Origin of the sequence: Streptomyces sannanensis, from assembly GCF_039536205.1 — a bacterium.
GTDB classification, from domain to species: domain Bacteria; phylum Actinomycetota; class Actinomycetes; order Streptomycetales; family Streptomycetaceae; genus Streptomyces; species Streptomyces sannanensis.
In genome coordinates, this window is the sequence record NZ_BAAAYL010000001.1 from 5,850,594 (window position 1) to 5,874,508 (window position 23,915).

The window sequence follows — 23,915 nt, forward strand, 5'->3', positions numbered from 1 at the left end:
ACGGTCCCCGCGCACGGCCTCCTGACCTGCTCGGAGGCCATGACACCGGTATTACCTCAGCGGTAATCGACCCTCCGTGTGGAACCGGGCAAGGTGGGAGTCACCGGGGCCCGGGCGGCGCACTCCGCCCGGTCCACGGCCCCTCTGACCAGTTTTTTCGACCTCGACGGAGGCTGATCGGCATGTCCGCCACCACCCTGCTCGGCACCCTCTCCCGCACCGACCGCCCGCAGACCATGCTGCGCCGCTTCCTCGCCCTCGACGCCATCGTCACCGGTGCCAACGGACTGGTCTACCTGATCGACTCGAAGCCGGTCGGCAACCTGCTCGGCATCGGGTCCGGTGTGCTGTTCGAACTCGGCATCGTCCTGATGGTGTACGGCGCGGGAGTCGGCTACCTCGCCACGCGGAAGCAGCCGCCGGCCCTCGCCGTGAAGGCGGTCATCGACATCAATGTGCTGTGGGCCGTGCTCAGCATCGTCGCGATGGTCGCCTGGTTCTCGCCGACGACCGCGGGTGCCGTCTGGATCCCCATGCAGGCCATGACCGTCGGGGGTTTCGCCGTGCTCCAGTTCCTGTCGCTGCGTGCCACTACGGCCTGAGGGACTGCAGATACTCGACTGTCGCCGAGTCGGCCGGGAGAAACGTCTCGATGGCCAGCTCGGCGACTGTCACGTCCATCGGGGTGTTGAAGGTCGAGATGGACGAGATGAAGGACAGGGTCCGGCCGTTGTGCTCGAGCTGGAGCGGCAGGGCGAAGTACGGAACGGGCTCCTCCGGGTGACTGCTGTGGTCCCCGGTCTCCGGCAGCGGATAGGCGGCCACCTCGTCGTACAGCGCGCGCACCGCCTCGGACCTGGCCAGCGCGATCTGACGCTCCATCTGGGCCAGCAGATGTCCGCGCCATTCCCGCAGATTGCGGATGTGCGGCGCCATTCCCTGCGGGTGAAGTGTGAGCCGCATGGCGTTCAGCGGCGGGGCGAGCAGATGCTCCGCCACCCCGTCCAGCATCATCATGATGCCCCGGTTGGCGGCGACGACGTTGTACGTCCTGTCGACGACCAGCGCCGGATACGGTTCGTAGCCTTGCAGCAGTCGCTCGATGCCCTCGCGCAGTGTGCCGAGCGCCGGATCGTGCAGCGGGGTCTCGGCGTAACGCGGGGCGTAACCGGCCGCCAGCAGCAGGACGTTGCGCTCCCGGACCGGGACGTCGAGATGTTCGGCCAGCCGCAGGATCATCTCCTCGCTCGGACGGGACCGGCCCGTCTCGATGAAGCTGATGTGCCGGGCGGAGGAGTCGGCGCGCAGCGCCAGCTCCAGCTGGCTGAGCCTGCGCTGCTCCCGCCAGTCACGGAGCAGCGGGCCGATTGACGTGTCCAGTACGGCAGTTGACATGCAATGAAGGTAACTCACACGGATGCGCGGAAACGACGGCGTCGCAGCGGCATCGAAGGGTCTCGGGCGGGTCATACTTCGATTCCCGGCCGTCATGTTCGAAGCCGTATCGGAAGCCGTATCCGAAAGGGGTCTGCCATGCCCGTGGAGCCGCTGTCGCAGAAGGACGTCGAGGACCGCCTGCGCGAACTGCCCGGATGGTCCCTCGAGGGGGACCGTATCGCCCGTGAGTACCGACTGGGCACGCACTTCGCGGCGACCGCGCTGGTCGTGCACATCGCGCAGATCCAGGAGGAGCTGAACCACCACTCGGATCTCACCCTGGGCTACAACACCGTGGCGCTTTCCGTGAACACGCACACCGCGGGAGGTGCGGTCACCGAGATGGACTTCGAACTCGCACACCGGGTGGAGAAGATCGCGCCGGGCCACGGAGCCGGCTGAACCGCGAGGGAGTTGCCGGAAAGCCGTCTCGGTGCGCCCCGCGACCCGGGCGTCGGCCCTGCGCAGGCAGGGCCGACGCCCGGGAGTGCGTGCCTGTCAGGCGTTGGGGCGCTTGCCGTGGTTGGCCTTCTTCTTCTTGCGGCCGCGGCGCTTGTTGCCTCGCTTCGACATGGGAAAGTCTCCTTATGTCTGGAATATCCATTCCCGTGTCAGTGTAGTTTGCCGACCCCGTTCGCGCGGGTCGCGAGAACTCCATGAGCCAGTCGGTCGCCCAGGTCCGCTCGCCGTCCATCGAGAATGCCTGCTCCCAGCGGGCGATCGGCCGGCGCCCGAGGACGTTGCCGTACTCGACCGCCTCCTCGACCCCGACGACCCGGAAGGCCTGCACCACCGCCAGGACGTCTACCTGCTCCTGGCCCGCACGGTCCACACGGCCTGCTGCGCGTGACCGCGGGAGCTCAGGGTTTGCCGATGTCGACTGCCCACACCCCCGTGCCGTCGTATGCCTCAGGCGTTGCGGTCAGGATGTGGCCGTCCACCGGGCCTGAGACAGCGGCGTACACCGCATGCGCGTAGGTCCAGTCGATGCCCGCCGAAACCGCCTGCTCCACGGCCGCCGCCCCGGCGAAGTCGAGGGGGAGGAACTCCAGGCCCGGTAGCGCGCCGACGTGACCGGCAGCACCCGGGAGCTCCAGGCCCGCGGCGACCAGGCAGAGCGCAGGGACATGGGCGCGCTGCGCCAGTTCCTCCACTCCGACAACTGCGAGGCCGGACAGCAGACGATGACCGCGACAGAGGGCGACGACCGCCGTGTGGTCGAGAACGATCACCTACGACTCCCCACTCGGCCTGCGACGATCGCCGCCCTCCACTCCTGGGCCTCTTCCACGTCACGATCGGTGAGGTCCACGCCCAGGTTGGCGCGTACGTAGGCCACTCCCCGGGCCGTACGCTCGGCCCGCTCGGCTTCAGTGGGCATGGAGACAGCGAGGCGTTCGACGAACGCCCGAGTGCTGAGCCCCCGCTCTTCGGCCAGCAGTCGCAGACGGTCGCGAACCTCTTCGGTGATCTTTATCGTTGTGTCAGCCACGCCTGGAGAATACGCCTGAATACCAGTCGATGTGCAGACGTCCGACTGACCAGGACCTTTGCCCAGGTTGTTTGCCGATGCCCGCGCCGATGCAGCCGTGTTCGCCAGTGGAGTACTCGTCGACACCGGCCACCCGCGGCGCGGGCATCTCCGGCTCGGGCAGCGCGTCGACCAGGTGCAGGACCGTGCTCCGGCTGACGTAGATCCCGAACGCTTCCCGGACCGGGTCTTCGCCTTCGACGAGTTCGGGCTTCTCGGGATCAGGCCCACCGGCGCACGTCGCTGACCGTCGCGTGTACGACCGTTGCGGGTACGCCGATGGTGATGCGCTCCCGCACGTCGGCCGACGCAGCGAACCCGACCGGCCGGTCCCGGCAGGGTCCGGCCGAGCCCCGGTCAGCGCCAGAACTCATCGACGGCGCGCTGGTCGGCGTTGAAGATCGCGATCGCCGTGACACGGTTCTCCTCGACGGTGACCAGGTGCATCGTGTGGTTGGTCAGGGGCCGGCGGCCGGGGCGGCCGGCACGGGAGACGCCGTACACAGCCACGTACCGTTCGCCGGCCATGATGTCGATGACGTCGGTGTGCGTGCCGCCGGGTGCGATATCGGCGGCCGCCCGGGTGAACCGGGCCAGGCCGGTGGTGCCGTGATACGCGCCGGACAGCGGGTTGGCGCCCGGTACCCACAGGTCCGCGTCCGGGTGGATGAGTGTGTTGATGGTCGCGGTGTCGCCGCGGGAGATGGCGGCGTACAGCCTGGCCACCACCTCACGCGGCGTGACGCCGCCGGGCCTGGTGCTGGGAACGTTGTCCACGACTGTCCTCGGGCTTTCTTCGGCGCCGGTCACTCAGGTGGTAGTACGCCGGCCACATGCAGGGTCAGGCCGATGGCCACCACGACAACGGCGGTTATCACGATCAGCACGATGCGGCGCCGGCTCATCCGGCGGTTGGCCCGGTACGGGGTGGGCTCTGAGGGCGTGTTCATCGGTTTCCCCTTCATCGGCGTCAGCGCGCGACGGCGATCGCCGCGGCGGTGGCGGTGAGGATCTGTTCCAGTTCGGGGCGGGCGGGTCGTGGCCATGCCTCGCCGGCGACCAGCAGGTTGTGCAGCGCACCGGCGATCAGGAATCCGAAGGCGTGTTCGTCGATATGGGGTGCGACGCGGTCGGCTTGCTTCTCCGCGGCGAGATAGCGCGACAGGACGACAGGCAGGGCGCCCGGGCTCATACCGGCGTCGTGGGCGGTGGCGGTGACCGATTGCCGCAGCGCCTTGTCGGAGAGCAGTTCTTCGGTGAGCGCAACCGCCGGCGAGTCCAGGAAGGCCTCGGCGAACCACATGAGGTTACCGGCGACGGTCGCGGTGCCGGCCCGCTCGACCAGTTCGTCGCAGGTCGCTCGCAGCTTCTCCACTTCGATGTGGACGATCGCGGCGACGATTTCGCGTCGATCGGTGAAGATCTTGTAGGGCAGGCCGACGGAGTAGCCTGCCTCGGTGGCCAGCGCCCGCATGGTCAGGGCGGCTGCCCCGTCGCGGGCGATCAGCCGACGGGCGTGCTCGATGAGCGAGGACCGTAGCTGCAGGGTCGTTTCGGTACTGCGCTTAGCCGGTGACATCGTCACGCTCCACCAGACGTACCCCGGCGGCCAGGGCGACGGCGATGACCCCGAGCAGGACAGCGGTGGCGGCACCCGCCGGCAGCAGATGCTCGGCGGGCTGGCGGCGCAGGCTCAGCGACGCGATCCCCGGCAGCCACCGGAAGACCTTCGGTGCCGCGGCGAACAGCGCCGGCTCGACCAGGACCGTCCAGGCCAGGGCGCCGACGATGGCCGGGACCGGCCGTCGGACGATCGCCCCGACCGCCACACCGAGGACTCCGAACAGAGCGGCGACCACGACACACCCGATCAGGGTCAGCCACACCGCGGATCGGTCGAACGGCAACGTGAGGCCTTTGGTCCGGTACCAGCCCCAGGCGGTCGCGGTCGCCGCCACGGCGGCGGCCGTCCCGTAGACCGTCCCGATCCCCAGGTGGACGACCGTCTTGACAGTCACCACGCGCCACCGACGCGGCGTGCTCAGGAAGGCCTGGCTGATCTGCCCGAAACGCCACTCGCCGGCCATGCCGATGATTCCGGCCACCAGCACGAGGACCGCGCCGCCGGCCGCACCGTGCAGCGCCGCCCGGATCTGGTGATCGTCGAGCAGGTCGACCGGCTTCCCGTCGACGGCGATCAGCGGCGCGAGGGTACCCAGAACCCCGATGGCGACGGTACTCATCAGCAACCACCACGTCACAGGCGTGGAGCGCACCTTGCGCAGTTCGGCTCGGAAGAGATTCATGACCCCGCACCATTCGACTCGTCGTACGCCCGGTCCGTCATCGATCCCGCCAGCCCGAAGTACACATCTTCGAAACTGCTGGACCGCTGGGTCAGCCAATGGACCGGACCGGCACCGACGGCGGCCGCGATCTCGCCCACCTCGCGGGTCCCGATGCCCTCGACGAGCAGGGTGTCGCCCTCTGCAACGATCTTCAGCTGACGGGCCCGCAACTCTCGCACCAGCGGCGCCGGGTCGGCGCAGCGCACCTCCACCACGGGTGCTTGTTCGGCCAACAGGTCGTCGAGTGTGGTGTCGGCGACCAGCCGACCCCGGTCGATGATCACGACCCGGTGGGCGACCTCCGCCAGCTCGGACAGCAGGTGGCTGGAGACCAGCAGCGCCCTGCCCTCCTCGGCCAGTCGGCGCAGCAGATCGCGAACCCACAGGATGCCGGGCGGATCAAGGCCGTTGACCGGTTCGTCGAGAATCAGGAATCCGGGGTCCCCCAGCAGCGCCCCGGCCAGAGCCAGCCGTTGCAGCATTCCCATCGAGAAACCGTCCACCCTTCGGTGGGCTTGCTCGGTCAACTCCACCAGGTCCAGGACCTCTTCGACCCGCCGACGCGGCAGACCGCCGGCTGTTGCCATGATCGTCAGATGGGTACGGGCCGAGTGTCCCGGGTGGGCGCCGGGCCCGTCGACGACCGCACCGACCTCCCGGCGCGGCTGCGTCAGTTCCCGGTACGGTCGCCCGTTCACCCAGGCCGTGCCGGCCGACGGCGCGACCAGACCGAGCAGCATCCGCATCGTCGTCGTCTTACCGGCACCGTTGGCTCCCACGAACCCGGTGATCGTGCCCGCCGGGACCTCGAAGGAGACGTCATCGACGACTGTCCGTTGATCAAAAACCTTGGACAGGGAGCGGCAGGTAATCGCTCCTGTTCGTGAACCCATGTTCACGAAAGTAGCGTGAACATGGGTTCACGACAAGGGTGCAAGCGTCATTTCTGTACGAGCCACGTGCCCGCCCGACCATCGGCTGGCATCGTCTGTCTCGCGTACCGCCGCGACCGGCTCGACCCGCCCGCCGCGCTCGTTGTCAATGCCTTCGCTGTGCCGCCCCTGACCGGGAACTCAGCAGCGCCTGACGCTCACGCAGGAACGGTCGCATGCGCACTGCCGGCGGCTGCCGCGATGCATCCTGGACCGCCTGGCCGACGTCACCGGCCCTGGGTACCTGGTGCCCGACAGGCCGGTGGTCGGGATCGTCAGCAGCAGCCGACAGGAACGGAAGCGGTCAGTGGGACACCGGATCCAACTGCCACCACTGGCCGGGGGAGTCGGTGTCCTCCCACTGCCGGACGTTCGCGCCGTCGGCCGTGCTGCCGTCCGCGACCTCCAGCAGCAGGCCGCTGACATGGCTGACCAGCGACACCCGGCCCGGTGCGTCCAGGTGCCGCTCGATCAGCCACTCCTGGGCGCCGAAGTTGTTGGCCTTCCACTGCTGGACGTTCGCACCGTTCTCGGTCGACGCGCCCGTCACGTCCAGCCGTTTGCCGCTGTTCGCGTTCACCAGGTGGTACAGGCCGGCGCCGGGGTGGACCGGGGAGACGTGCCACTGCTGGGCGCGGGAGCCGGTGTCCTTGCCCTGCTGGACGTTGGCGCCGCTGCCCTTCTTTTCGCCGTACACCTCGAGGAGGAGCCCGCTGCCGACGTTGCGCAGCAGATAGAGCCCCTCCTCGACAGGTGTCGTTGCCCCCTCGGTCATGTGTCAGGCGCCGAAGACGGCCGGGTCCGGGCCGAGGCGGCGGCCCTCGTCGAGGGCGGCGAAGGCGGCCAGGTCGTCGGCGTCCAGCTCGAAGTCGAAGACGTCGATGTTCTCCTTGATCCGGGACGGGGTCACGGACTTGGGGATCACCACATTCCCGGTCTGGATGTGCCAGCGCAGCACGACCTGCGCGGGGGTCCTGTCGTGCTTACGGGCGACGGCGACGATCGTCGGCACCTCCAGCAGGCCCCGGCCCTGGCCGAGCGGGGACCAGGCCTCGGTCGCGATGCCGTGCGCGGCGTGGAACTCACGGGCGGCGGACTGCTGGAGCTGCGGGTGCAGCTCGATCTGGTTGACGGCGGGGACCACGGAGGTCTCGCCGATCAGCCGCTCCAGGTGCGGGGTCAGGAAGTTGGAGACGCCGATCGCCTTGGCGCGGCCGTCCGCGTGGATCTTCTCAAGGGCCTTGTACGTGTCCACGTACGTGCCCTTGGCGGGCACCGGCCAGTGGATCAGGTACAGGTCGACGTAGTCGAGGCCCAGCTTCTCCAGCGAGGCGTCGAAGGCGCGCAGCGTGGAGTCGTACCCCTGATCGCTGTTCCACAGCTTGGTGGTGACGAACAGCTCCTCGCGGGGGAGGCCCGAGGCGGCGATGGCCTTCCCTGTGCCTGTTTCGTTCTCGTAGATCGCCGCGGTGTCGATGCTGCGGTACCCGGCCTCCAGGGCGGTGCCGACCGCCTTCGCCGCCTCGTTGTCCGGCACCTGCCAGACGCCGAATCCGAGCTGCGGCATCTCGACGCCGTTGTTCAGGGTGATGGAGGGAACCTTGCTCACGAGCAGTCGAGTCCTTCACTTGGTTGGTCGGTCGCGTTCGCCAACATCAACGATCAGGCCTCCGGACGCATTCCCGAGGTGAGCGTTCCCGGCCGCCAGGTCGGCGCGGGCCGACGTGCGGACGAAGGCCAGCACCGCCAGCCCGGCCAGCACCCCCGTGACCCCCGCGGCCAGCGCGGCGGCGTTCAGCCCCGAGGCGAACGCCGTGTGCAGTGTCCCGTCCGGAACCCGGCCGGCCAGCTGCCGCGCCGCACCTCCCGCGAGCGCCCGCGCGGCCGCTGCGGGGGCGTCGGTGGAGCCGACGAGCGAGTGCTCCATCCGTGAGGTGGCGACGGCCCCGAAGACCGCGACGCCCAGTGCGAACCCGAGCTGACGGAACGTACCGACCGCACCGCCCGCCATGCCGGCGTTCCGCGGCGGCACGCACGCCAGGGCCGCCGCGGAGATGCCCTGCGACACCAGCCCCACGCCCGCACCGGTCACCAGGAGCCCCGGCACCAGGGCCGGCCATCCCGAGTCCGGGCCCAGTGCCCCCTGCGCCAGCACCCCGCCCCCGACGAGCAGCAGCCCTCCGCCGATCACCAGCCGCGGCGGGGCGTCGTGCAGCAGCCGGCCCGAGACGGCCGCCACCACGAACGACGTCGCCGCGAGCGGCAGCAGGGCCAGCCCCGCCCCCACCGGGCTCAGCCCGAGCAGTGTCTGCAGCCAGATCGACGTGTACGGGAGCACCCCGAAGGCGGCCGCGTTGAACGCCAGTGCCCCGGCCATGACGGAGACGAAGGAACGGCGCCGGAACAGTGAGAGATCGATCAGCGGATGCACGGCCCGCCGCTCGGCCACCACGAAGGCGCACAGTGCCGCGGCCGAGACCGCGAAGGCCGCGGCGGTCTGCGCCGACTCCCACCCCACGACGCCCACCCGGACCACCGCGAACGTCGCCGCCCCCGCGCACACCGCGAACGCCGCCATGCCCGCCCAGTCGATGCGCCGGGCACCCCGATGCGCGGACTCGGTCACCGTCCGAAGCGTGATCCACAGGGCTACAGCGCTCACCGGCAGATTGGCGAAGAAGATCCACCGCCAGTCCAGATGCTCGGTCAGCACACCGCCCAGCACCGGACCGAGCGCCGCGGACGCCCCCGCGACGGCACCCCACACGCCGAACGCCAGCGACCGGTCCCGCCCCCGATAGGCCGCACCGAGCAGCGACAGCGACGTCGCGAACATCGCGGCCCCGCCGACTCCTTGTACGGCCCGCATCGTGTTGAGCACCGCCGGGCCGGTCGCCAGTCCGCAGGCCAGTGATGCCGTCGCGAACAACCCGGTGCCCGCCAGATACAGCCTGCGCCGGCCGACCACATCGGCCGCGGCGCCCGCCCCCAGCAGCAGGGCGGCCATCGCCAGCGCATAGGCGTCGATCACCCACTGCATGTCGGAGAGCGAGGCCCCCAGCGCGCCCCCGATCTCCGGCAGCGCGACCACCACGATCGTCACGTCGACCAGCAGCATGAAGGTCCCCAGACACACCGCGACCAGCGGTCCCCACTTGCGCATCGCATCCTCCTCGGCAGCGTTTCCACGGCCTCCGTACGGCATCGGTGAGCCGATCATCGGCTGCCGTGCGCTCCGGGGACCGACGGCCGCGCCTCCTTCAGCCGGATGGCCGCGGCCGGTACGCCGCCGGCGTCAGCCGTCGTGCCGGGGCTGCAGGCCGTCGCCCGCCGAAAGGATTGCCGCCGCCAGGGCGTCCGCCGCGTCCTGGACCGCGGCGCTGCGCGTCCGGCCATGGAGGAGGACGAAGTCCACGCTGCCCAGCTCCGGCAGGCCCGTCCGGGCAGGGACCGGGGACAGGCCCGGCGGGATCAGTCCGCGTGTGTGGGCCATGACGCCCAGTCCCGCCCGGGCCGCCGCGATCAGGCCGCTGAGGCTGCCGCTGGTGCAGGCGATCCGCCACGGCCGGCCGTGCTCCTCCAGTACCTCCAGGGCGCGGGCGCGGGTGATCGCGGGCGGCGGGAAGAGGATCAGCGGCACCGGGCGGTCCGGATCGAGCCGCAATTGCGGGGCGCCGATCCAGGTGAGGGCGTCCCGCCAGACCAGCTCGCCATGGGTGCTGCCCGGCGGCCGCTTGGCGAGGACCAGATCGAACCGGCCCGACTCCAGCCGCCGGTGCAGGATGCCGGAGAGCTCGACGTTCAGCTCCAGATCCACCTCGGGGTGCTCGCGGCGGAACGCCTGGAGGATCTCCGGCAGCCGGGTCAGTACGAAGTCCTCGGACGCGCCGAAGCGCAGCCGTCCGCGCAGCCGGGTGCCGGTGAAGTAGGCGGCCGCGCGCTCGTGCGCGGCCAGGATCGTACGGGCGAAGCCCAGCATCGCCTCGCCGTCCTCGGTCAGCTCCACGCTGTGCGTGTCACGGCTGAACAGCCGCCGGCCCGTCGCGTCCTCCAGGCGCCGCACATGCTGGCTGACCGTGGACTGGCGCAGGCCCAGCCGTCGGGCTGCGCGCGTGAAGCTCAGCGTCTGGGCGACGGCGAGGAAGGTGCGCAGCTGAGCCGGGTCGTACACGACATCCAGGCTATCGCCTATCGCCGATCGTGATGACAGTCAGAACGGTATACGCGTTTCCCGATGGCTGTGCCGCGGCGGAGGATGAGGCACATGAGCACCCGTACTCCCCGCTTGCCCTCCTGGCTGCCGGTCGACCCATACATCCTGGCCCTGATCGGCACGGTGGTCCTCGCGGCCGTGCTCCCGGCCTCGGGAGGGGCCGCGCGGGGTGTCGAGAGGGCGGCGACGGGTGCCGTCGCCCTGCTGTTCTTCCTCTACGGGGCGCGTATGTCGACCCGGGAGGCGCTCGACGGACTACGCCACTGGCGGCTCCACCTCACCGTGCTGGCCTGCACCTTCGTGGTCTTCCCGCTGCTCGGCCTGGCCGCACGTGGGCTCGTCCCGTACGTCCTGACTCCCCAGCTCTACAGCGGTTTCCTCTTCCTCTGCCTGGTGCCGTCGACGATCCAGTCCTCGATCGCCTTCACCTCGATCGCCCGGGGCAATGTGCCGGCCGCGATCTGCGCCGGGTCCTTCTCCAGCCTCGCGGGCATCGTCCTCACGCCGCTGCTGGCCGCGCTGCTCCTCGGCGACAGCGCGGGCGGCTTCTCGGCGGACTCGCTGCTGAAGATCGTGGTGCAGCTGCTGGTGCCGTTCCTGGCGGGGCAGCTGCTGCGCCGCCGGCTTTCCGGCGCCCTGTCCCGGCACAGGAAGGCCCTCGGCTACGTGGACCGGGGCTCGATCCTGCTCGTGGTCTACGCCGCCTTCAGCGAGGGCATGGTCCAGGGCGTCTGGCACCGGGTGAGCCCGGCCCGCCTCGGCGCGCTGCTCGGCGTCGAGGCGGTGCTGCTGGCCGCCATGATGACGCTGACCTGGTACGGAGCCGGGCGGCTGGGCTTCGCCAGGGAGGACCGGATCGCGATCCAGTTCGCCGGTTCGAAGAAGGGCCTGGCGGCCGGGCTGCCCATGGCGACGGTGCTCTTCGGCGCGCAGGCGAGCCTCGCGGTACTTCCGCTGATGCTGTTCCACCAGATGCAGCTGATGGTGTGCGCGGTCATCGCGAGGCGTCGCGCGGCCGATCCCCCGGCGCCGGTGAAGGAGAAGAAGATCACCGGGGTCGATAGCGTGTCGCGGTGACCTCGTCCCGGATACTCCCTCAGCTACCTCCCCCAGCTACCGCTAGGGGTACCCCCAGCGGTGCCCCCACCACCGCGCCACGCCCCTGCACCCTGGTCGTCTGCCGAGGCTGCTGCTGCGGAAACGCCCGCAAGAACCCCGGCACCGATCACCAGTGGCAGCTGGAACGGCTCCGGGCGGCCGCAGCGGCGTCCGGTGGCCGGCTCGCCGTCCGTACCACCGACTGCCTCGGGCCGTGCGGACAGGCGAACGTGATCGTGGTCCAGCCCTCCATGGAGGGCCGCCGCCGGGGCGGCAGGCCTGTCTGGATCGGCTGGGCACTGGACGACGACGCCACGGACGACATCCTGGCCTGGGCCGAGGCAGGCGGGCCGGGCATGGCGAAGCCCTCGGCAACCCTGGAACTCCAGCTGATCCCGCCACCGTCGGACGCCCGTCGCCGCGCGCGCCGCTGAGGTGACGGGCGGCGGCGGGGATCAGGAGCGAAGCTCCTCGAGTTCGGGAGCGGTCAGTCCTGGGGGGCCGGGCTCGGGACGGCTATGCGGTGCTCGCCCGCGTACACGTTCATCGAGGTGCCGCGCAGGAAGCCGACCAGGGTCAGGCCCGTCTCGGCGGCCAGGTCGACGGCGAGCGAGGAGGGGGCCGAGACCGCGGCCAGCACCGGGATACCGGCCATCACCGCCTTCTGGGCCAGCTCGAACGAGGCCCGGCCCGAGACCAGCAGGACCGCGCGCGACAGCGGCAGCCGGTCGTCGCGCAGGGCGCGGCCGATCAGTTTGTCGACGGCGTTGTGGCGGCCGACGTCCTCCCGGACGTCGAGCAGTTCGCCGGTCTCCGAGAACAGCGCGGCGGCGTGCAGGCCGCCGGTGCGGTCGAAGACGCGCTGGGCGGCGCGCAGCCGGTCGGGGAGCTCCGCGAGGAATTCCGGGGCGACGCGGACCGGAGGGGTGTCCGTGATCGGGAAGCGGGCGGTGGTACGGACGGCGTCCAGGCTCGCCTTGCCGCACAGCCCGCAGGACGAGGTGGTGTAGACGTTCCGTTCGAGGGTGATGTCGGGGACCGGCACGCCGGGCGCGAGCCTCACGTCCACCACGTTGTAGGTGTTCGAGCCGTCGTCGGTGGCGCCCGCGCAGTACACGATGTTCTGCACCTCGGCCGCCGCCCCGATCACGCCCTCGCTGACGAGAAAGCCCGTGGCGAGCGCGAAGTCGTCGCCCGGCGTACGCATGGTGATCGCGAGCGGCTTGCCGTTCAGCCGGATCTCCAGGGGTTCCTCGGCGACCAGGGTGTCCGGGCGACTGGACACCGCCCCGTCCCGGATGCGGATGACGCGGCGGCGCTCGGTGACCCGTCCCATGGTGATCAGTCCCGGTTTTCGGTGAGTGATGGAAGGTCTCATTGTCCTGTACGAGCGCGGTGAGGTTGAAAGCCACAAAGACCGGGGGCCGAATCCTGTCGGTTCGCCTGCCCGGTTACCGGTGAGTCGCGGACAAGACTGGTGAGTTCGTACGGCCTGCAACAAGGAGAGACCCATGACCGGCTCACGTGTCGTCGCGCTCGGGCACTACCAGCCCGCGAAGGTGCTTACCAACGACGACCTGGCGGCCATGGTGGACACCAGCGACGAGTGGATCAGCACCCGCGTCGGCATCAGGACCCGCCATGTCGCGGGCCCCGAAGAGCCGGTCGACGAGCTGGCCGCGTACGCCGCCGGAAAGGCGCTCGCCGCCGCCGGTCTCACCCCCGCCGACATCGATCTCGTGCTGGTGGCCACCTCCACGGCCATCGACCGTTCCCCGAACACCGCGGCCCGGGTCGCGGCCCGGCTCGGCATGGCCTCGCCCGCCACCCTGGACATCAACGTCGTCTGCGCGGGCTTCACCCATGCCCTCGCCACCGCCGACCATGCGGTACGGGCCGGATCGGCCACCCGCGCGCTGGTGATCGGCGCGGACAAGATGACCGGGATCACCGACTGGACCGACCGCACCACCTGCGTCCTGGTCGGGGACGGCGCCGGCGCGGCCGTCATAGAGGCATCCGACGAGCCCGGCATCGGCCCGGTGCTGTGGGGCTCGGTCCCGGAGATGGGCCACGCCGTCCGGATCGAGGGCACCCCGCCCGTCTTCGCCCAGGAGGGCCAGACCGTCTACCGCTGGGCCACGACCCAGCTGCCGCCGATCGCCCGCCAGGTCTGCGAACGGGCCGGGTACGCGCCCGAGGATCTGGCGGCGGTCGTCACCCACCAGGCGAACCTGCGGATCATCGAGCCGCTCGTGAAGAAGCTCGGCGCGGTGAACGCCGTCGTCGCGAAGGACGTGGTGGACTCCGGCAACACCTCGGCCGCCAGCATCCCGATGGCCCTGTCCAAGTTGGTCGAGCGTGGCGAGATCGAGCCGGGAGCCCCGGTGCTGCTGTTCGGCTTCGGCGGCAACCTCTCCTACGCGGGCCAGGTCATCCGCTGCCCCTGACCGCGCTCGTCAGAACGGCGCACTGCGCACCGGGCCGGGTGACGGCACCCGGTACCGGCCGCCGGTGAGCCGGTCGTTCTCCCGTAGAGGCGACGAAGCCGGTCAGCGTCTCGTCCGGATCCGCGGGGTCTGCCCGCTCCCGGCCGGCGGGCCTGCCGCTACGGGCGCAGGCGGCGTCTGAACCTGCTCAGGCGCGGGTACCTGATCTGCTGCTCGCGGGAGTGACGGTCGAGCTCCTCCACCAGCCGCTCGGAGCGCTTTTCGATGTCCAGTTCGTCCAGAACGCGGTCCGCCTCGGCCAGCAGTGCCCCGTGGAGCTGCCACTGTGCGGAGTGGGCACGCACCTGGTCGAGCAGGAGGTGGGCGACGAGGTCGCGGCTCTCGCGTCCTGCGGCCAGTTCCGCGGTGAGGCGGGCCTCCGCTCCCTCGGCGTTCGTGCTGACCTCGGTGGTGATCAGCTCGGCGAAGCTCTCGATCGCGTTGGCCATGTGGCGGAACAGGCTTTGCCAGGCGGTGGTGACGTGGGGCGGGAAGAGCGGCTCGTGGGCTGCCCGGGTCTTGGCGAGGTCGGTCAGCGTCCGGCAGGCCACGCGGAGCACCACCGCGCAGATCTCCAGGGTGTCCAGCCCGGTGCGCAGTACGAGCCGGTGGAGCAGCCCCTCCTTGACCCGCGGGTTCATCCGCAGGCTGTCCTCGGCCTGCCGGAGGGCGGCGTCCACCTGGACGATGTCGTGGTCCAGCCGACGCGCCTCGTGGAGCCGGGCCGCGGCCTCCTGCCACGGGGTGGGGCCGGAGAGTTCCTCGCCGATGTGCGCCAGGAGTCCGTGCATCCGCGCGGCGAGGTCCGCGATGGCCTCATTGGCGGACCTCACCCACACCGGTGGCACGAGCACGGTGTTGAACAGCAGTCCCACGACAGCGCCGATCAGGGTCTCCAGCACCCTGTCCCAGGCCGTCGCCGCCACCCGGGTGACACCCAGGACGAGCATGGCGCTGATCGCCACTTCGGGCACGAATTCGTCGACCCGTACGAAGTGTCCGATGACGAGCGACGCCAGAATGACCAGCCCGAGGCTCCACCAGCTCAGGCCGACGAGGGCGCTGAAGCCGATGGCGATGACGACCCCGGCCACCACCGAGTTCACCCTGCGGATGCTGGTGGTGAGCGTGGTGTACAAGGTGACCTGGACGACGAGCAGGGCGGTCAGCGGGGCGGTGAGGGGCGCGGGCTCGCTGCTCAGCTGGAGGGCGACCACGTACGAAAGGACGGCGGCGCCGGTGGAACGCACCGTCTGTACGACGACGGGTTCTCTCTGGAGCCGACGAAGGTCGCGCAGGACAGTGACTTCAGGCACGCTGTCCCCCTCTTCCCGTCGCCGCGGTCGCCGTCACCCTTGGAAGCCTGCCACCCGACCATCGTCGTCCCGGTGCGGCAGTCCACGCACCTCGGCCGGGTGAAGCCGCGGGGGCGGCGGCCACGGAGAGCTGATGGACACGACGAGTGCGCGCTGCGTTCCGGGCCGAGGTCATCCGCTGCCCTTACCGTACGTGAGGGTCGTCGGATCGCCCAGGACCCAGCGTGCTGACGTCGGCCGTCAGCTGGTGCGGGAGCGGTCCAGCAGGTGGCGTGCTCACGGAGAACCTGGCCCGGCGCCTGCTCGCGCAGGGCGCCGACCTGCTCCGGGTCGAGCTCGCCCTAATTTCGCCGGGGGCCCAGCACGGCCTGTGTCTGGGTCGTCTGGCCCACCGGTCGGCCGTCCGCGTCATGCACCTCGGTCTGCACCACGACGAAGCTGCTCCCGATGTGCAGCGGCCGGGCGGTCGCGCGGACGGTGCCGCCCCGTACGGCGCGGAAGAAGTTAGTCTTCGACTCCACCGTCGAAGTGGCCGCTCCCGGCGGCAGGTTGAGGAACGCGCACACCGCGCCGACCGTGTCGGCCAGCGTCATGAGGGCACCGCCGTGCAGGACGTCGCCCACCGTGCACAGCTTGGCCGACCAGTCCAGGGTGCCGACGGTGCGCTCCGGCGCCGCCTCTTCGAGAACGATGTCCAGGTGGGCGGCGAACGGCACCGCGGCAAGGATGTCAGCTGGGGTCATGACGGAGATCCTTTCCTGAGCGCGGCGGTGGCAACACGGTGATTCAGGCCGCAGGACACTCGGGATGAGGAGCGCGGGCGACTTTGTCCTGTCGGAGGAAAAAGTTGAAGTGGATTGCTGCGCAACTTCTTCCCACTCAGGTCAAGCGCTGCTACGTTCCCTCGAAAGCCCGGCAGACAGCCGAAGAGGCGGGGAGGGATTCGTGAGGCGCATGACAGCTCGGCCCGCGAACGCGCACCAGGCACGGCTGCTCCGGCTGCTCCGTGACGGTGGCCCCAACTCCCGTGCCCAGCTCGGCGATCAGATCGACCTCTCGCGGTCCAAGCTCGCCGTCGAGGTGGACCGGCTGCTGGAGACGGGGCTGATCGTCGCGGACGGCTTCGCCGCGTCCCGTGGCGGCCGGCGCTCGCACAACATCCGCCTCGCGCCGGAACTCCGCTTCCTCGGGGTCGACATCGGCGCCACCAGCATCGATGTCGCCGTCACCAACCCCGAGTTGGAAGTCCTGGGCCACCTCAACCAGCCCATGGACGTCCGTGAGGGCCCGGTTGCCGTCTTCGAGCAGGTGCTGGCGATGGCCGCCAAGCTCAAGGCGTCCGGTATCGCCGAGGGTTTCGACGGTGCCGGGATCGGCGTACCGGGGCCGGTCCGCTTCCCCGAGGGCATCCCGGTCGCCCCGCCGATCATGCCCGGCTGGGACGGCTTCCCGGTGCGCGAGGCACTCAGCCAGGAGCTTGGCTGCCCCGTCATGGTCGACAACGACGTCAATCTGATGGCGATGGGGGAACAGCACGCGGGCGTCGCCCGCTCGGTCGGCGACTTCCTCTGCGTCAAGATCGGTACGGGCATCGGCTGCGGCATCGTCGTCGGCGGCCATGTCTACCGGGGGACGACCGGAAGCGCCGGCGACATCGGCCATATCCAGGTCGACCCGGACGGCCGCGCCTGCGCCTGCGGCAACCGGGGCTGCCTGGAGGCCCACTTCAGCGGGGCGGCCCTCGCCCGCGACGCCGAGGACGCGGCGCGCACCGGCCGCTCGCAGGAGCTGGCCGCGAAGCTGGAGGCCTCGGGCCGGCTCACCGCCGTCGACGTCGCGGCGGCGGCAGCCGCCGGGGACGCCACCTCGCTCCAGCTGATCCGCGAGGGCGGCAACCGGGTCGGCCAGGTCATCGCCGGTCTCGTCAGCTTCTTCAACCCGGGTCTGGTCGTGATCGGCGGCGGGGTCACCGGCCTCGGCCACAATCTGCTCGCCGCCGTCCGCACCCAGGTCTACCGTCAGTCGCTGCCGCTGGCCACCGGCAACCTGCCCATCGTGCTGGGAGAGTTGGGGCCGGTCGCCGGGGTCATCGGGGCCGCCCGGCTCATCAGCGACCACCTCTTCTCACCCGCCTGATCCCGGGCCCTCCGGGCCCGTACGACCGCATCGCCGCACCTGGTTCTGCCCTGCCCGCTCACCGGCCGCACCCGCCGAGGGGAACCGTCATGGCACCAGCGCAACCACCCCTGCTCACCATGTCCGGCATCACCAAGTCCTTCCCCGGCGTACGTGCCCTCGACGGCGTCGACCTGGAGGTCCAGGCCGGCGAAGTGCACTGTCTGCTCGGGCAGAACGGCGCCGGCAAGTCGACCCTCATCAAGGTGCTCGCCGGGGCCCATCAGCCCGACGACGGAACGATCACCTGGCACGGCGAGCAGGTGGCCCTGAAGTCGCCCATCGCCGCCATGCGCCGCGGCATCGCCACCATCTACCAGGAACTCGACCTGGTGGAGGGGCTCTCGGTCGCCGAGAACGTCTTCCTCGGCCATGAGCCGACCACCGCCGGCTTCGTCGTGAACGGGCGGGAGGCGCGTACCACCACAGGCGCGCTGCTCCACAGGCTCGGCCATCCCGAGATCGATCCCGGCCGGCTCGTCGGATCGCTCTCCGCCGCGCAGCAGCAGATCGTCTCCATGGCCCGCGCACTCTCCCATGACGTCCGGCTGATCGTGATGGACGAGCCGTCGGCCGCGCTCGACCCCGACGAGACCGCCAACCTCTTCCGTATCGTCGCGGACCTGACCGCCGAGGGTGTCGCGGTCGTCTACATCTCCCACCGGCTGGAGGAGATCCGGCGCATCGGCGACCGGGTGACCGTCCTCAAGGACGGCCGTGCGGTGGCTGTGGGGCTCCCGGCGAAGGACACGCCCACCCGCGAGGTGGTCGCCCTGATGACCGGCCGTAATGTCGAGTACGTCTTCCCGGAGAGGCCCGTCCGGCCGCCGGACGGCGAACCGGTGCTGCGGACCGAAGGGCTCGCCAGGGAGGGCGAGTTCGCCCCGCTCGACCTCGAGGTGCGCCCGGGCGAGATCGTCGGCCTCGCCGGTCTGGTCGGCTCGGGCCGCTCCGAGATCCTGGAGACCGTCTACGGCGCGCGCCGCCCCGGCGCGGGACGCGTGTACGTCGACGGGCGCCCCCTCAGGCCGGGCAGCGTCCGGGCCGCGGTGCGCGCCGGGCTCGGGCTGGCCCCCGAGGAGCGCAAGGCCCAGGGCCTGCTGATGCTCGAATCCGTCACCCGCAATGTGTCGGTGTCGTCGCTGTCCCGCTTCTCGCGAGCCGGCTGGCTCAACCGTACGGGTGAACGCGACGCCGCCCGGCAGGCCACCCGCAAGCTGTCCCTGCGGCCCGACAACCCCGACGCCCCCATCCGCACCCTGTCCGGCGGCAACCAGCAGAAGGCCGTACTGGCGCGGTGGCTGCTGCGCGGCTGCCGGGTGCTCCTGCTCGACGAACCGACGCGCGGCGTGGACGTGGGCGCTCGCGCCGAGCTCTACGCCGTGATCAGACGGCTGGCCGACGAGGGCCTTGCCGTGCTGCTCGTGTCCAGCGAGGTGCCGGAGGTGCTGGGCCTCGCCGACCGGGTGCTGGTGCTCCGCGAGGGACGGGTGGTGCACACCGCGCCGGCCCGTGAACTGGACGAGCACCGCGTACTCGACCTCGTGCTGGAAGGGAGCCCCGACGGTTCCGCCGGAACCGCGGGGCGGAGCGCCGGCCGGGCCGCCACATCGACGCGAAAGGAGTCCCGGTGACACAGCAGCCAGTCTCGCCGGCCCAGCAGGACGGGGCCGACGCCGGAACCGTCTCCGCGACGTCTCCCGAGTCCGCAGCCAGGCACGGGGGACCGCGGTCACTGGGGCTGCGCCTCGACGTCCGCAATCTGTCGCTGCTCGGCGTACTCGCCGTGCTCGTCGCGGTCGGCGGCTTCACCAAGCCCGACCAGTTCCTCGACACGAGCAACCTCCAGCTCGTCCTCACCCAGGCCTCGGTGATCGGCGTCGTCACCGTCGGCATGACCTTCGTCATCATCAGCGGCGGCATCGATCTGTCGGTCGGGGCGATCGTCGCACTCGCCTCGGTGTGGGCGACGACGGTGGCCACACAGGAGTACGGCTTCGTGGGCATCCTCTTCACCGCGGTGGTCGTGGGGCTGGGCTGCGGCCTGGTGAACGGGCTGCTCGTGGCGTACGGCGGCATTGTGCCGTTCATCGCCACACTGGCCATGCTCGCCTCGGCGCGCGGCCTCGCCCTGCAGATCACCGACGGCAGGACGCAGATCGTGAGCGTCCAGTCCGTCCTCGACCTGGGCATCCCGGACTCGTACATCCTCGGCATACCGCCGCTGGTGCTGGTCTTCGCGGCCGTCACCGTCATCGGCTGGCTGGTGCTGAACCGTACGACCTTCGGGCGGCGCACGGTCGCGGTCGGCGGCAACGCGGAAGCCGCCCGGCTGGCGGGGATCGACGTGCGCAGGCAGCGCCTCTTCCTCTATCTGCTCTCCGGGCTGTGCTGCGGCATCGCGGCCTTCCTGCTGATCATCCTGTCCGGCTCCGGCCAGAACACCAACGGCAATCTGTACGAACTCGACGCCATCGCCGCCGCCATCATCGGCGGAACGCTGCTGAGCGGCGGCCGCGGAACCATCGTCGGCTCGGTGCTCGGCGTACTCGTCTTCACCACCATCACCAACATCTTCGTGCTCAACAACCTGCAGAGCGACGTCCAGCAGATCGCCAAGGGCGCGATCATCGTCGCCGCCGTCCTGGTCCAGCGCCGCACGCTGCGCAACGGCGAGGTCTGAACGTCGGGCCTCGCAACCGCCCCACCCCGCGTACGAATTGAACGAAGGGTCCAGCAGCCATGCCAGAAACCAGCCGCAGAGGACTGCTCTTCGGCACCGCGGCCGTCTCCGCGGGCGCCCTCCTCACCGCCTGCACCAGCAACGAGCCCAAGAAGGAGACCCCCGCCGCCGACAGCCGGCCGGCCGCGGACGACAAGCCCGGCAAGCACGTCACCATCGGTTTCGCCGGCCCCAAGGCCGACCACGGCTGGCTCAACGCCATCAACGAGAACGCGAAGGCGCGGGCCGGGAAGTACTCGGACGTGACCCTGGAGATCACCGGGGGGTCCAACGACATCGCCGCGCAGATCGGCCAGATCGACACGCTGATCAACAAGAAGGTCGATGTGCTGGTGATCCTGCCGGCCGACGGAAAGGCGCTCACCCAGGTCGGGCTGAAGGCGATGAAGGCCGGCATCCCCGTCGTCAACCTGGACCGTGTCTTCGCCTCGCCGCAGGCCTACCGCTGCTGGATCGGCGGCGACAACTACGGCATGGGCCTCAACGCCGGACGGTTCATCGGCGAGCGGCTGAAGGACAAGCCCGACGCCAAGGTCGTCGAACTGGCGGGCATGGACAACCTGGAACTGACCAAGCAGCGCACCCAGGGCTTCGACGACGCCCTGAAGAACTACCCCAACATCAAGAAGGTGGCGCGGCAGGCCGCCGATTTCACGGTGGAGACGGGCCAGGCCAAGATGGCCCAACTGCTTCAGGCCCAGAAGCAGTTCGACGCACTGTGGAACCACGACGACGACCAGGGCGTGGGCGCGCTGCGTGCCATCCAGCAGGCGGGCCGGGACGACTTCCTGATGGTCGGCGGCGCCGGCGCCAAGTCCGCGATGGACGCGATCAAGGCCGACGACTCCGTGCTCAAGGCCACGGTGCTCTATCCGCCGACCATGGCAGCCTCCGCCATCGACCTGGCCCGGGCGCTGGGCCAGGGCAAGGGCGTCGGCGGCCTCTCCGAGCTGGAGATCCCGGCCTCGCTCACCCTCTACTCGGCCGTGGTCACCAAGGACAACGTCGACGAATACCTGCCCACCGGCTTCAGGTGACCCGCGCTTTCACACGCCGGATTCCAGTGACCGTGGAGGAGGATCACATATGGCCCGTACCGAACAGACAACGCTTGGCATCGGCATGGTGGGTTACGCATTCATGGGTGCCGCCCACTCCCAGGGGTGGCGCACCGTGGGACGCGTCTTCGACCTGCCGATGCGGCCGGTCCTCGCGGCCGTCTGCGGCCGTGACCGGGCCGCCGTACGGGCCGCGGCGGACAAGCATGGCTGGGCGGACGCGGAGACCGACTGGCGCGACCTCGTCGCCCGCGACGACGTCCAGGTCGTCGACATCTGCACACCGGGGGACAGCCACGCGGAGATCGCGATCGCCGCACTGGAGGCGGGCAAGCACGTGCTGTGCGAGAAGCCGCTCGCCAATTCGGTCGAGGAGGCCGAAGCCATGGCCTCGGCTGCCCGGCGAGCCCGCGAGCAGGGCGTCGTGGCGATGGTCGGCTTCAACTACCGTCGAACGCCCGCGATGGCCTTCGCCCGCCGCATGGTCGAGGAGGGCAGGATCGGCGCGTTTCGGCACGTACGCATCAGCTACCTCCAGGACTGGCTCGTCGACCCGGAGTTCCCGCTCACCTGGCGGCTGGAGCGCGAACACGCCGGCTCGGGGGCGCTCGGCGACCTGGGGGCGCACATCGTGGACCTCGCGCAGTATCTGTCGGGGGAGACCCTGGTGGGGGTGTCGGCCATTGCCGAGACCTTCGTACGGGAGCGGCCGCTGCCCGGCGGCGGCTCCCGCGGGACCGTCACCGTCGACGACGCGGTGCTGTTCACCGGGCGGCTCGCCTCGGGTGCGCTGGCGTTCTTCGAGGCCACCCGCATGGCGGCGGGCCGCAAGAACTCGCTGCGTCTGGAGCTCAACGGAGAGCGCGGCTCGCTCGCCTTCGACCTGGAACGGCTCAACGAGCTGTCCTTCCACGACCACACCGAGCCCGTCGCCTCGGCCGGCTTCCGGCGGATCCTGGTCACCGAGCCCGACCACCCCTATCTGGAGGCGTGGTGGCCGCCGGGCCATGCCCTCGGCTACGAGCACACCTTCGTCCACCAGGCGCGCGATCTGGTCGAGGCGATCGCCACCGGCTCGGACCCCTCGCCGTCCTTCGCGGACGGCCTCCAGGTACAGCGGGTCCTGGCAGCCGTGGAGGAGAGCGCCGAGAAGAACGCGGTCTACACGCCCGTACCCGCACAGGAGGTGCCGTAAATGCCCCGCCCCTTCACGCTCTTCACCGGTCAGTGGGCCGACCTGCCACTGGAGGAGGTCTGCCGGTACGCCCGTGACTTCGGCTACGACGGACTCGAACTCGCCTGCTGGGGCGACCACTTCGAGGTCGACAAGGCTCTCACGGACCCCGGCTACCTCGACTCGCGTCGGCAACTCCTCGACAAGTACGGGCTGAAGTGCTGGACGATCTCCAACCATCTGGTCGGCCAAGCCGTCTGCGACAACCCGATCGACGAGCGCCACCAGGCGATCCTGCCCGCCAGGATCTGGGGCGACGGCGACCCAGAGGGCGTGCGGCAGCGGGCGGCCGCGGAGATGAAGGACACCGCCCGGGCGGCGGCAGCCTTCGGCGTGCGAACCGTCGTCGGCTTCACCGGCTCGTCCATCTGGCATCTGGTCGCGATGTTCCCGCCGGCCCCGCCGCGGATGGTCGAGCGCGGCTACGAGGACTTCGCCGAGCGCTGGAACCCCGTTCTCGACGTCTTCGACGCGGAGGGCGTGCGCTTCGCCCATGAGGTGCACCCGGGCGAGATCGCGTACGACTACTGGACCACCCAGCGCGCACTGGAGGCGATCGGCCGGCGGCCGGCCTTCGGGCTCAACTTCGATCCCAGCCATTTCGTGTGGCAGGACCTGGACCCGGTGGGCTTCCTGTGGGACTTCCGGGACCGGATTTACCACGTGGACTGCAAGGAGGCACGGAAGCGCCTCGACGGGCGCAACGGCCGGCTCGGCTCCCATCTGCCCTGGGGCGACCCGCGGCGTGGCTGGGACTTCGTTTCCGCGGGCCATGGCGATGTGCCATGGGAGGACGTCTTCAGGATGTTCCGTTCGATCGGCTACGAGGGGCCCGTGTCGGTGGAGTGGGAGGACGCCGGAATGAACCGCCTGGCGGGCGCACGCGAGGCGCTGGCCACGCTGAAGCGGTACGACTTCGACCCGCCGAACGCGGCGTTCGACGCGGCGTTCGGGGGTGCGTAGGCAACGGGGCTGCGCCCTCGGGACCGTCCTCCGTCAGGGCGACCGGTGTGTCCGTCCTCAATCGCCGCCAACCCGCACGGGGACCGGCACCCGGCTCGGGCGTGGCGCGCGTCAGCGCCTCGCACCCGGCAAACGGGAGCCGCCCCCGGAAACCGGCAGCAACCACCGCTTCGGAACAAGCCCGCCGCCGGGCCGTTCGGTCTGCCCCGAAAGCCCTTTGTCCTGACCCGGGAAGAAGTTCAACTTATTTGCTGCACAAGGGCTTTCCACCTCGGACGAACCCGGCTACGGTCCTTGATGTGTACAGGACATAGGTGGTCCCCGGGGTGACGGCGCACCCCCTGTGCCACCACGGTTCGCCCCGGAGCGCGATGCCCG

General features: G+C 70.4%; 28 protein-coding genes. 12 read left to right on the plus strand and 16 right to left on the minus strand.

From position 1 onward, the window contains the following. Window positions 1-182 precede the first annotated feature (182 nt). Window positions 183-602: a hypothetical protein gene (locus ABD858_RS27335; protein WP_345042336.1), complete on the plus strand. Its 420-nt coding sequence runs from the start codon at window positions 183-185 to the stop codon at window positions 600-602. On the opposite strand, the gene ABD858_RS27340 is transcribed toward ABD858_RS27335, so the two are convergent. Beyond that, the gene (locus tag ABD858_RS27340) at window positions 592-1,395 is read right to left on the minus strand and encodes a helix-turn-helix domain-containing protein (RefSeq protein ID WP_345042338.1); all 804 of its coding nucleotides are present in this window, start codon (window positions 1,393-1,395) and stop codon (window positions 592-594) included. The two genes, ABD858_RS27335 and ABD858_RS27340, sit on opposite strands and share 11 nt — an antisense overlap. A 138-nt stretch (window positions 1,396-1,533) precedes the next feature. Between ABD858_RS27340 and ABD858_RS27345 the strand changes: the two genes are divergently transcribed. Next, the gene (locus ABD858_RS27345) at window positions 1,534-1,839 is read left to right on the plus strand and encodes a 4a-hydroxytetrahydrobiopterin dehydratase (RefSeq protein ID WP_345042340.1); all 306 of its coding nucleotides are present in this window, start codon (window positions 1,534-1,536) and stop codon (window positions 1,837-1,839) included. A gap of 96 nt (window positions 1,840-1,935) precedes the next feature. On the opposite strand, the gene ABD858_RS36905 is transcribed toward ABD858_RS27345, so the two are convergent. The 3 genes from ABD858_RS36905 to ABD858_RS27360 form a co-directional block, all read right to left on the minus strand. Beyond that, window positions 1,936-2,010, minus strand: coding sequence for a 50S ribosomal protein bL37 (locus tag ABD858_RS36905; RefSeq protein WP_109542219.1), 75 nt, complete (start codon window positions 2,008-2,010; stop codon window positions 1,936-1,938). A gap of 287 nt (window positions 2,011-2,297) precedes the next feature. Next, entirely contained in the window at window positions 2,298-2,669 is a 372-nt protein-coding gene (locus tag ABD858_RS27355) for a PIN domain-containing protein (protein ID WP_345042341.1), read from the minus strand. Then, window positions 2,666-2,929, minus strand: a complete 264-nt coding sequence (locus ABD858_RS27360) for a hypothetical protein (protein WP_345042343.1) — start codon at window positions 2,927-2,929, stop codon at window positions 2,666-2,668. The genes ABD858_RS27355 and ABD858_RS27360 overlap by 4 nt, the downstream gene beginning before the upstream one ends. A 97-nt stretch (window positions 2,930-3,026) precedes the next feature. On the opposite strand from ABD858_RS27360, the gene ABD858_RS27365 reads away from it, so the two are divergent. Beyond that, on the plus strand, window positions 3,027-3,215 hold the full coding sequence (locus ABD858_RS27365; RefSeq protein WP_345042345.1) for a hypothetical protein: 189 nt from the start codon (window positions 3,027-3,029) through the stop codon (window positions 3,213-3,215). A 110-nt stretch (window positions 3,216-3,325) separates the two neighbouring features. On the opposite strand, the gene ABD858_RS27370 is transcribed toward ABD858_RS27365, so the two are convergent. The 9 genes from ABD858_RS27370 to ABD858_RS27410 form a co-directional block, all read right to left on the minus strand. Then, the gene (locus tag ABD858_RS27370) at window positions 3,326-3,745 is read right to left on the minus strand and encodes a nuclear transport factor 2 family protein (protein ID WP_345042347.1); all 420 of its coding nucleotides are present in this window, start codon (window positions 3,743-3,745) and stop codon (window positions 3,326-3,328) included. 29 nt (window positions 3,746-3,774) lie between these two features. Then, window positions 3,775-3,918: a hypothetical protein gene (locus ABD858_RS27375; RefSeq protein ID WP_345042350.1), complete on the minus strand. Its 144-nt coding sequence runs from the start codon at window positions 3,916-3,918 to the stop codon at window positions 3,775-3,777. Window positions 3,919-3,938: 20 nt separating this feature from the next. Continuing rightward, complete coding sequence (locus tag ABD858_RS27380; RefSeq protein WP_345042352.1) at window positions 3,939-4,547, minus strand: TetR/AcrR family transcriptional regulator; 609 nt, start codon at window positions 4,545-4,547, stop codon at window positions 3,939-3,941. Beyond that, window positions 4,534-5,274 carry a hypothetical protein gene (locus tag ABD858_RS27385; RefSeq protein WP_345042354.1) on the minus strand — a complete coding sequence of 247 codons (741 nt, stop codon included), beginning with the start codon at window positions 5,272-5,274 and terminating at the stop codon, window positions 4,534-4,536. The genes ABD858_RS27380 and ABD858_RS27385 overlap by 14 nt, the downstream gene beginning before the upstream one ends. Beyond that, window positions 5,271-6,209: an ABC transporter ATP-binding protein gene (locus ABD858_RS27390; RefSeq protein ID WP_345042357.1), complete on the minus strand. Its 939-nt coding sequence runs from the start codon at window positions 6,207-6,209 to the stop codon at window positions 5,271-5,273. The genes ABD858_RS27385 and ABD858_RS27390 overlap by 4 nt, the downstream gene beginning before the upstream one ends. Window positions 6,210-6,552: 343 nt before the next feature. Next, complete coding sequence (locus tag ABD858_RS27395; protein ID WP_345042359.1) at window positions 6,553-7,023, minus strand: RICIN domain-containing protein; 471 nt, start codon at window positions 7,021-7,023, stop codon at window positions 6,553-6,555. Between the two features lie 3 nt (window positions 7,024-7,026). Beyond that, window positions 7,027-7,857, minus strand: a complete 831-nt coding sequence (locus ABD858_RS27400; protein ID WP_345042361.1) for an aldo/keto reductase — start codon at window positions 7,855-7,857, stop codon at window positions 7,027-7,029. A 15-nt stretch (window positions 7,858-7,872) separates the two neighbouring features. Further along, window positions 7,873-9,411 (minus strand): MFS transporter, encoded by a 1,539-nt coding sequence (locus ABD858_RS27405; RefSeq protein WP_345042363.1) that lies wholly within the window; start codon window positions 9,409-9,411, stop codon window positions 7,873-7,875. A 132-nt stretch (window positions 9,412-9,543) separates the two neighbouring features. Further along, complete coding sequence (locus ABD858_RS27410) at window positions 9,544-10,428, minus strand: LysR substrate-binding domain-containing protein (protein WP_345044932.1); 885 nt, start codon at window positions 10,426-10,428, stop codon at window positions 9,544-9,546. 84 nt (window positions 10,429-10,512) lie between these two features. On the opposite strand from ABD858_RS27410, the gene ABD858_RS27415 reads away from it, so the two are divergent. Both ABD858_RS27415 and ABD858_RS27420 read left to right on the plus strand, forming a co-directional pair. Continuing rightward, complete coding sequence (locus tag ABD858_RS27415) at window positions 10,513-11,538, plus strand: bile acid:sodium symporter family protein (RefSeq protein ID WP_345042365.1); 1,026 nt, start codon at window positions 10,513-10,515, stop codon at window positions 11,536-11,538. A 92-nt stretch (window positions 11,539-11,630) separates the two neighbouring features. Further along, on the plus strand, window positions 11,631-11,993 hold the full coding sequence (locus ABD858_RS27420; protein ID WP_345044934.1) for a (2Fe-2S) ferredoxin domain-containing protein: 363 nt from the start codon (window positions 11,631-11,633) through the stop codon (window positions 11,991-11,993). Between the two features lie 53 nt (window positions 11,994-12,046). On the opposite strand, the gene fdhD is transcribed toward ABD858_RS27420, so the two are convergent. Further along, window positions 12,047-12,895 carry a formate dehydrogenase accessory sulfurtransferase FdhD gene (fdhD, locus tag ABD858_RS27425; RefSeq protein WP_345042367.1) on the minus strand — a complete coding sequence of 283 codons (849 nt, stop codon included), beginning with the start codon at window positions 12,893-12,895 and terminating at the stop codon, window positions 12,047-12,049. 175 nt (window positions 12,896-13,070) lie between these two features. Here fdhD and ABD858_RS27430 point away from each other — a divergent pair, with 175 nt between their 5' ends. After that, on the plus strand, window positions 13,071-14,009 hold the full coding sequence (locus ABD858_RS27430; protein ID WP_345042369.1) for a beta-ketoacyl-ACP synthase III: 939 nt from the start codon (window positions 13,071-13,073) through the stop codon (window positions 14,007-14,009). Between the two features lie 158 nt (window positions 14,010-14,167). Here the strand turns inward: ABD858_RS27430 and ABD858_RS27435 are convergent, their stop codons facing one another. Next, window positions 14,168-15,364: an FUSC family protein gene (locus ABD858_RS27435; protein WP_345042371.1), complete on the minus strand. Its 1,197-nt coding sequence runs from the start codon at window positions 15,362-15,364 to the stop codon at window positions 14,168-14,170. A gap of 341 nt (window positions 15,365-15,705) precedes the next feature. Next, window positions 15,706-16,107 carry a PaaI family thioesterase gene (locus tag ABD858_RS27440; RefSeq protein WP_345042374.1) on the minus strand — a complete coding sequence of 134 codons (402 nt, stop codon included), beginning with the start codon at window positions 16,105-16,107 and terminating at the stop codon, window positions 15,706-15,708. A gap of 211 nt (window positions 16,108-16,318) precedes the next feature. Here ABD858_RS27440 and ABD858_RS27445 point away from each other — a divergent pair, with 211 nt between their 5' ends. The 6 genes from ABD858_RS27445 (at window position 16,319) to ABD858_RS27470 (ending at window position 23,537) form a co-directional block, all read left to right on the plus strand. Continuing rightward, window positions 16,319-17,500 (plus strand): ROK family transcriptional regulator, encoded by a 1,182-nt coding sequence (locus ABD858_RS27445; protein WP_345042376.1) that lies wholly within the window; start codon window positions 16,319-16,321, stop codon window positions 17,498-17,500. Window positions 17,501-17,589: 89 nt separating this feature from the next. Next, window positions 17,590-19,173, plus strand: coding sequence for a sugar ABC transporter ATP-binding protein (locus ABD858_RS27450; protein ID WP_345042378.1), 1,584 nt, complete (start codon window positions 17,590-17,592; stop codon window positions 19,171-19,173). Further along, entirely contained in the window at window positions 19,170-20,222 is a 1,053-nt protein-coding gene (locus ABD858_RS27455) for an ABC transporter permease (protein ID WP_345042380.1), read from the plus strand. Before ABD858_RS27450 ends, ABD858_RS27455 begins: the two co-directional genes overlap by 4 nt. 59 nt (window positions 20,223-20,281) lie before the next feature. Next, window positions 20,282-21,319, plus strand: coding sequence for a substrate-binding domain-containing protein (locus tag ABD858_RS27460; protein ID WP_345042383.1), 1,038 nt, complete (start codon window positions 20,282-20,284; stop codon window positions 21,317-21,319). Between the two features lie 49 nt (window positions 21,320-21,368). After that, entirely contained in the window at window positions 21,369-22,535 is a 1,167-nt protein-coding gene (locus tag ABD858_RS27465) for a Gfo/Idh/MocA family protein (RefSeq protein WP_345042385.1), read from the plus strand. Next, on the plus strand, window positions 22,536-23,537 hold the full coding sequence (locus tag ABD858_RS27470) for a sugar phosphate isomerase/epimerase family protein (protein WP_345042387.1): 1,002 nt from the start codon (window positions 22,536-22,538) through the stop codon (window positions 23,535-23,537). Window positions 23,538-23,915 lie beyond the last annotated feature (378 nt).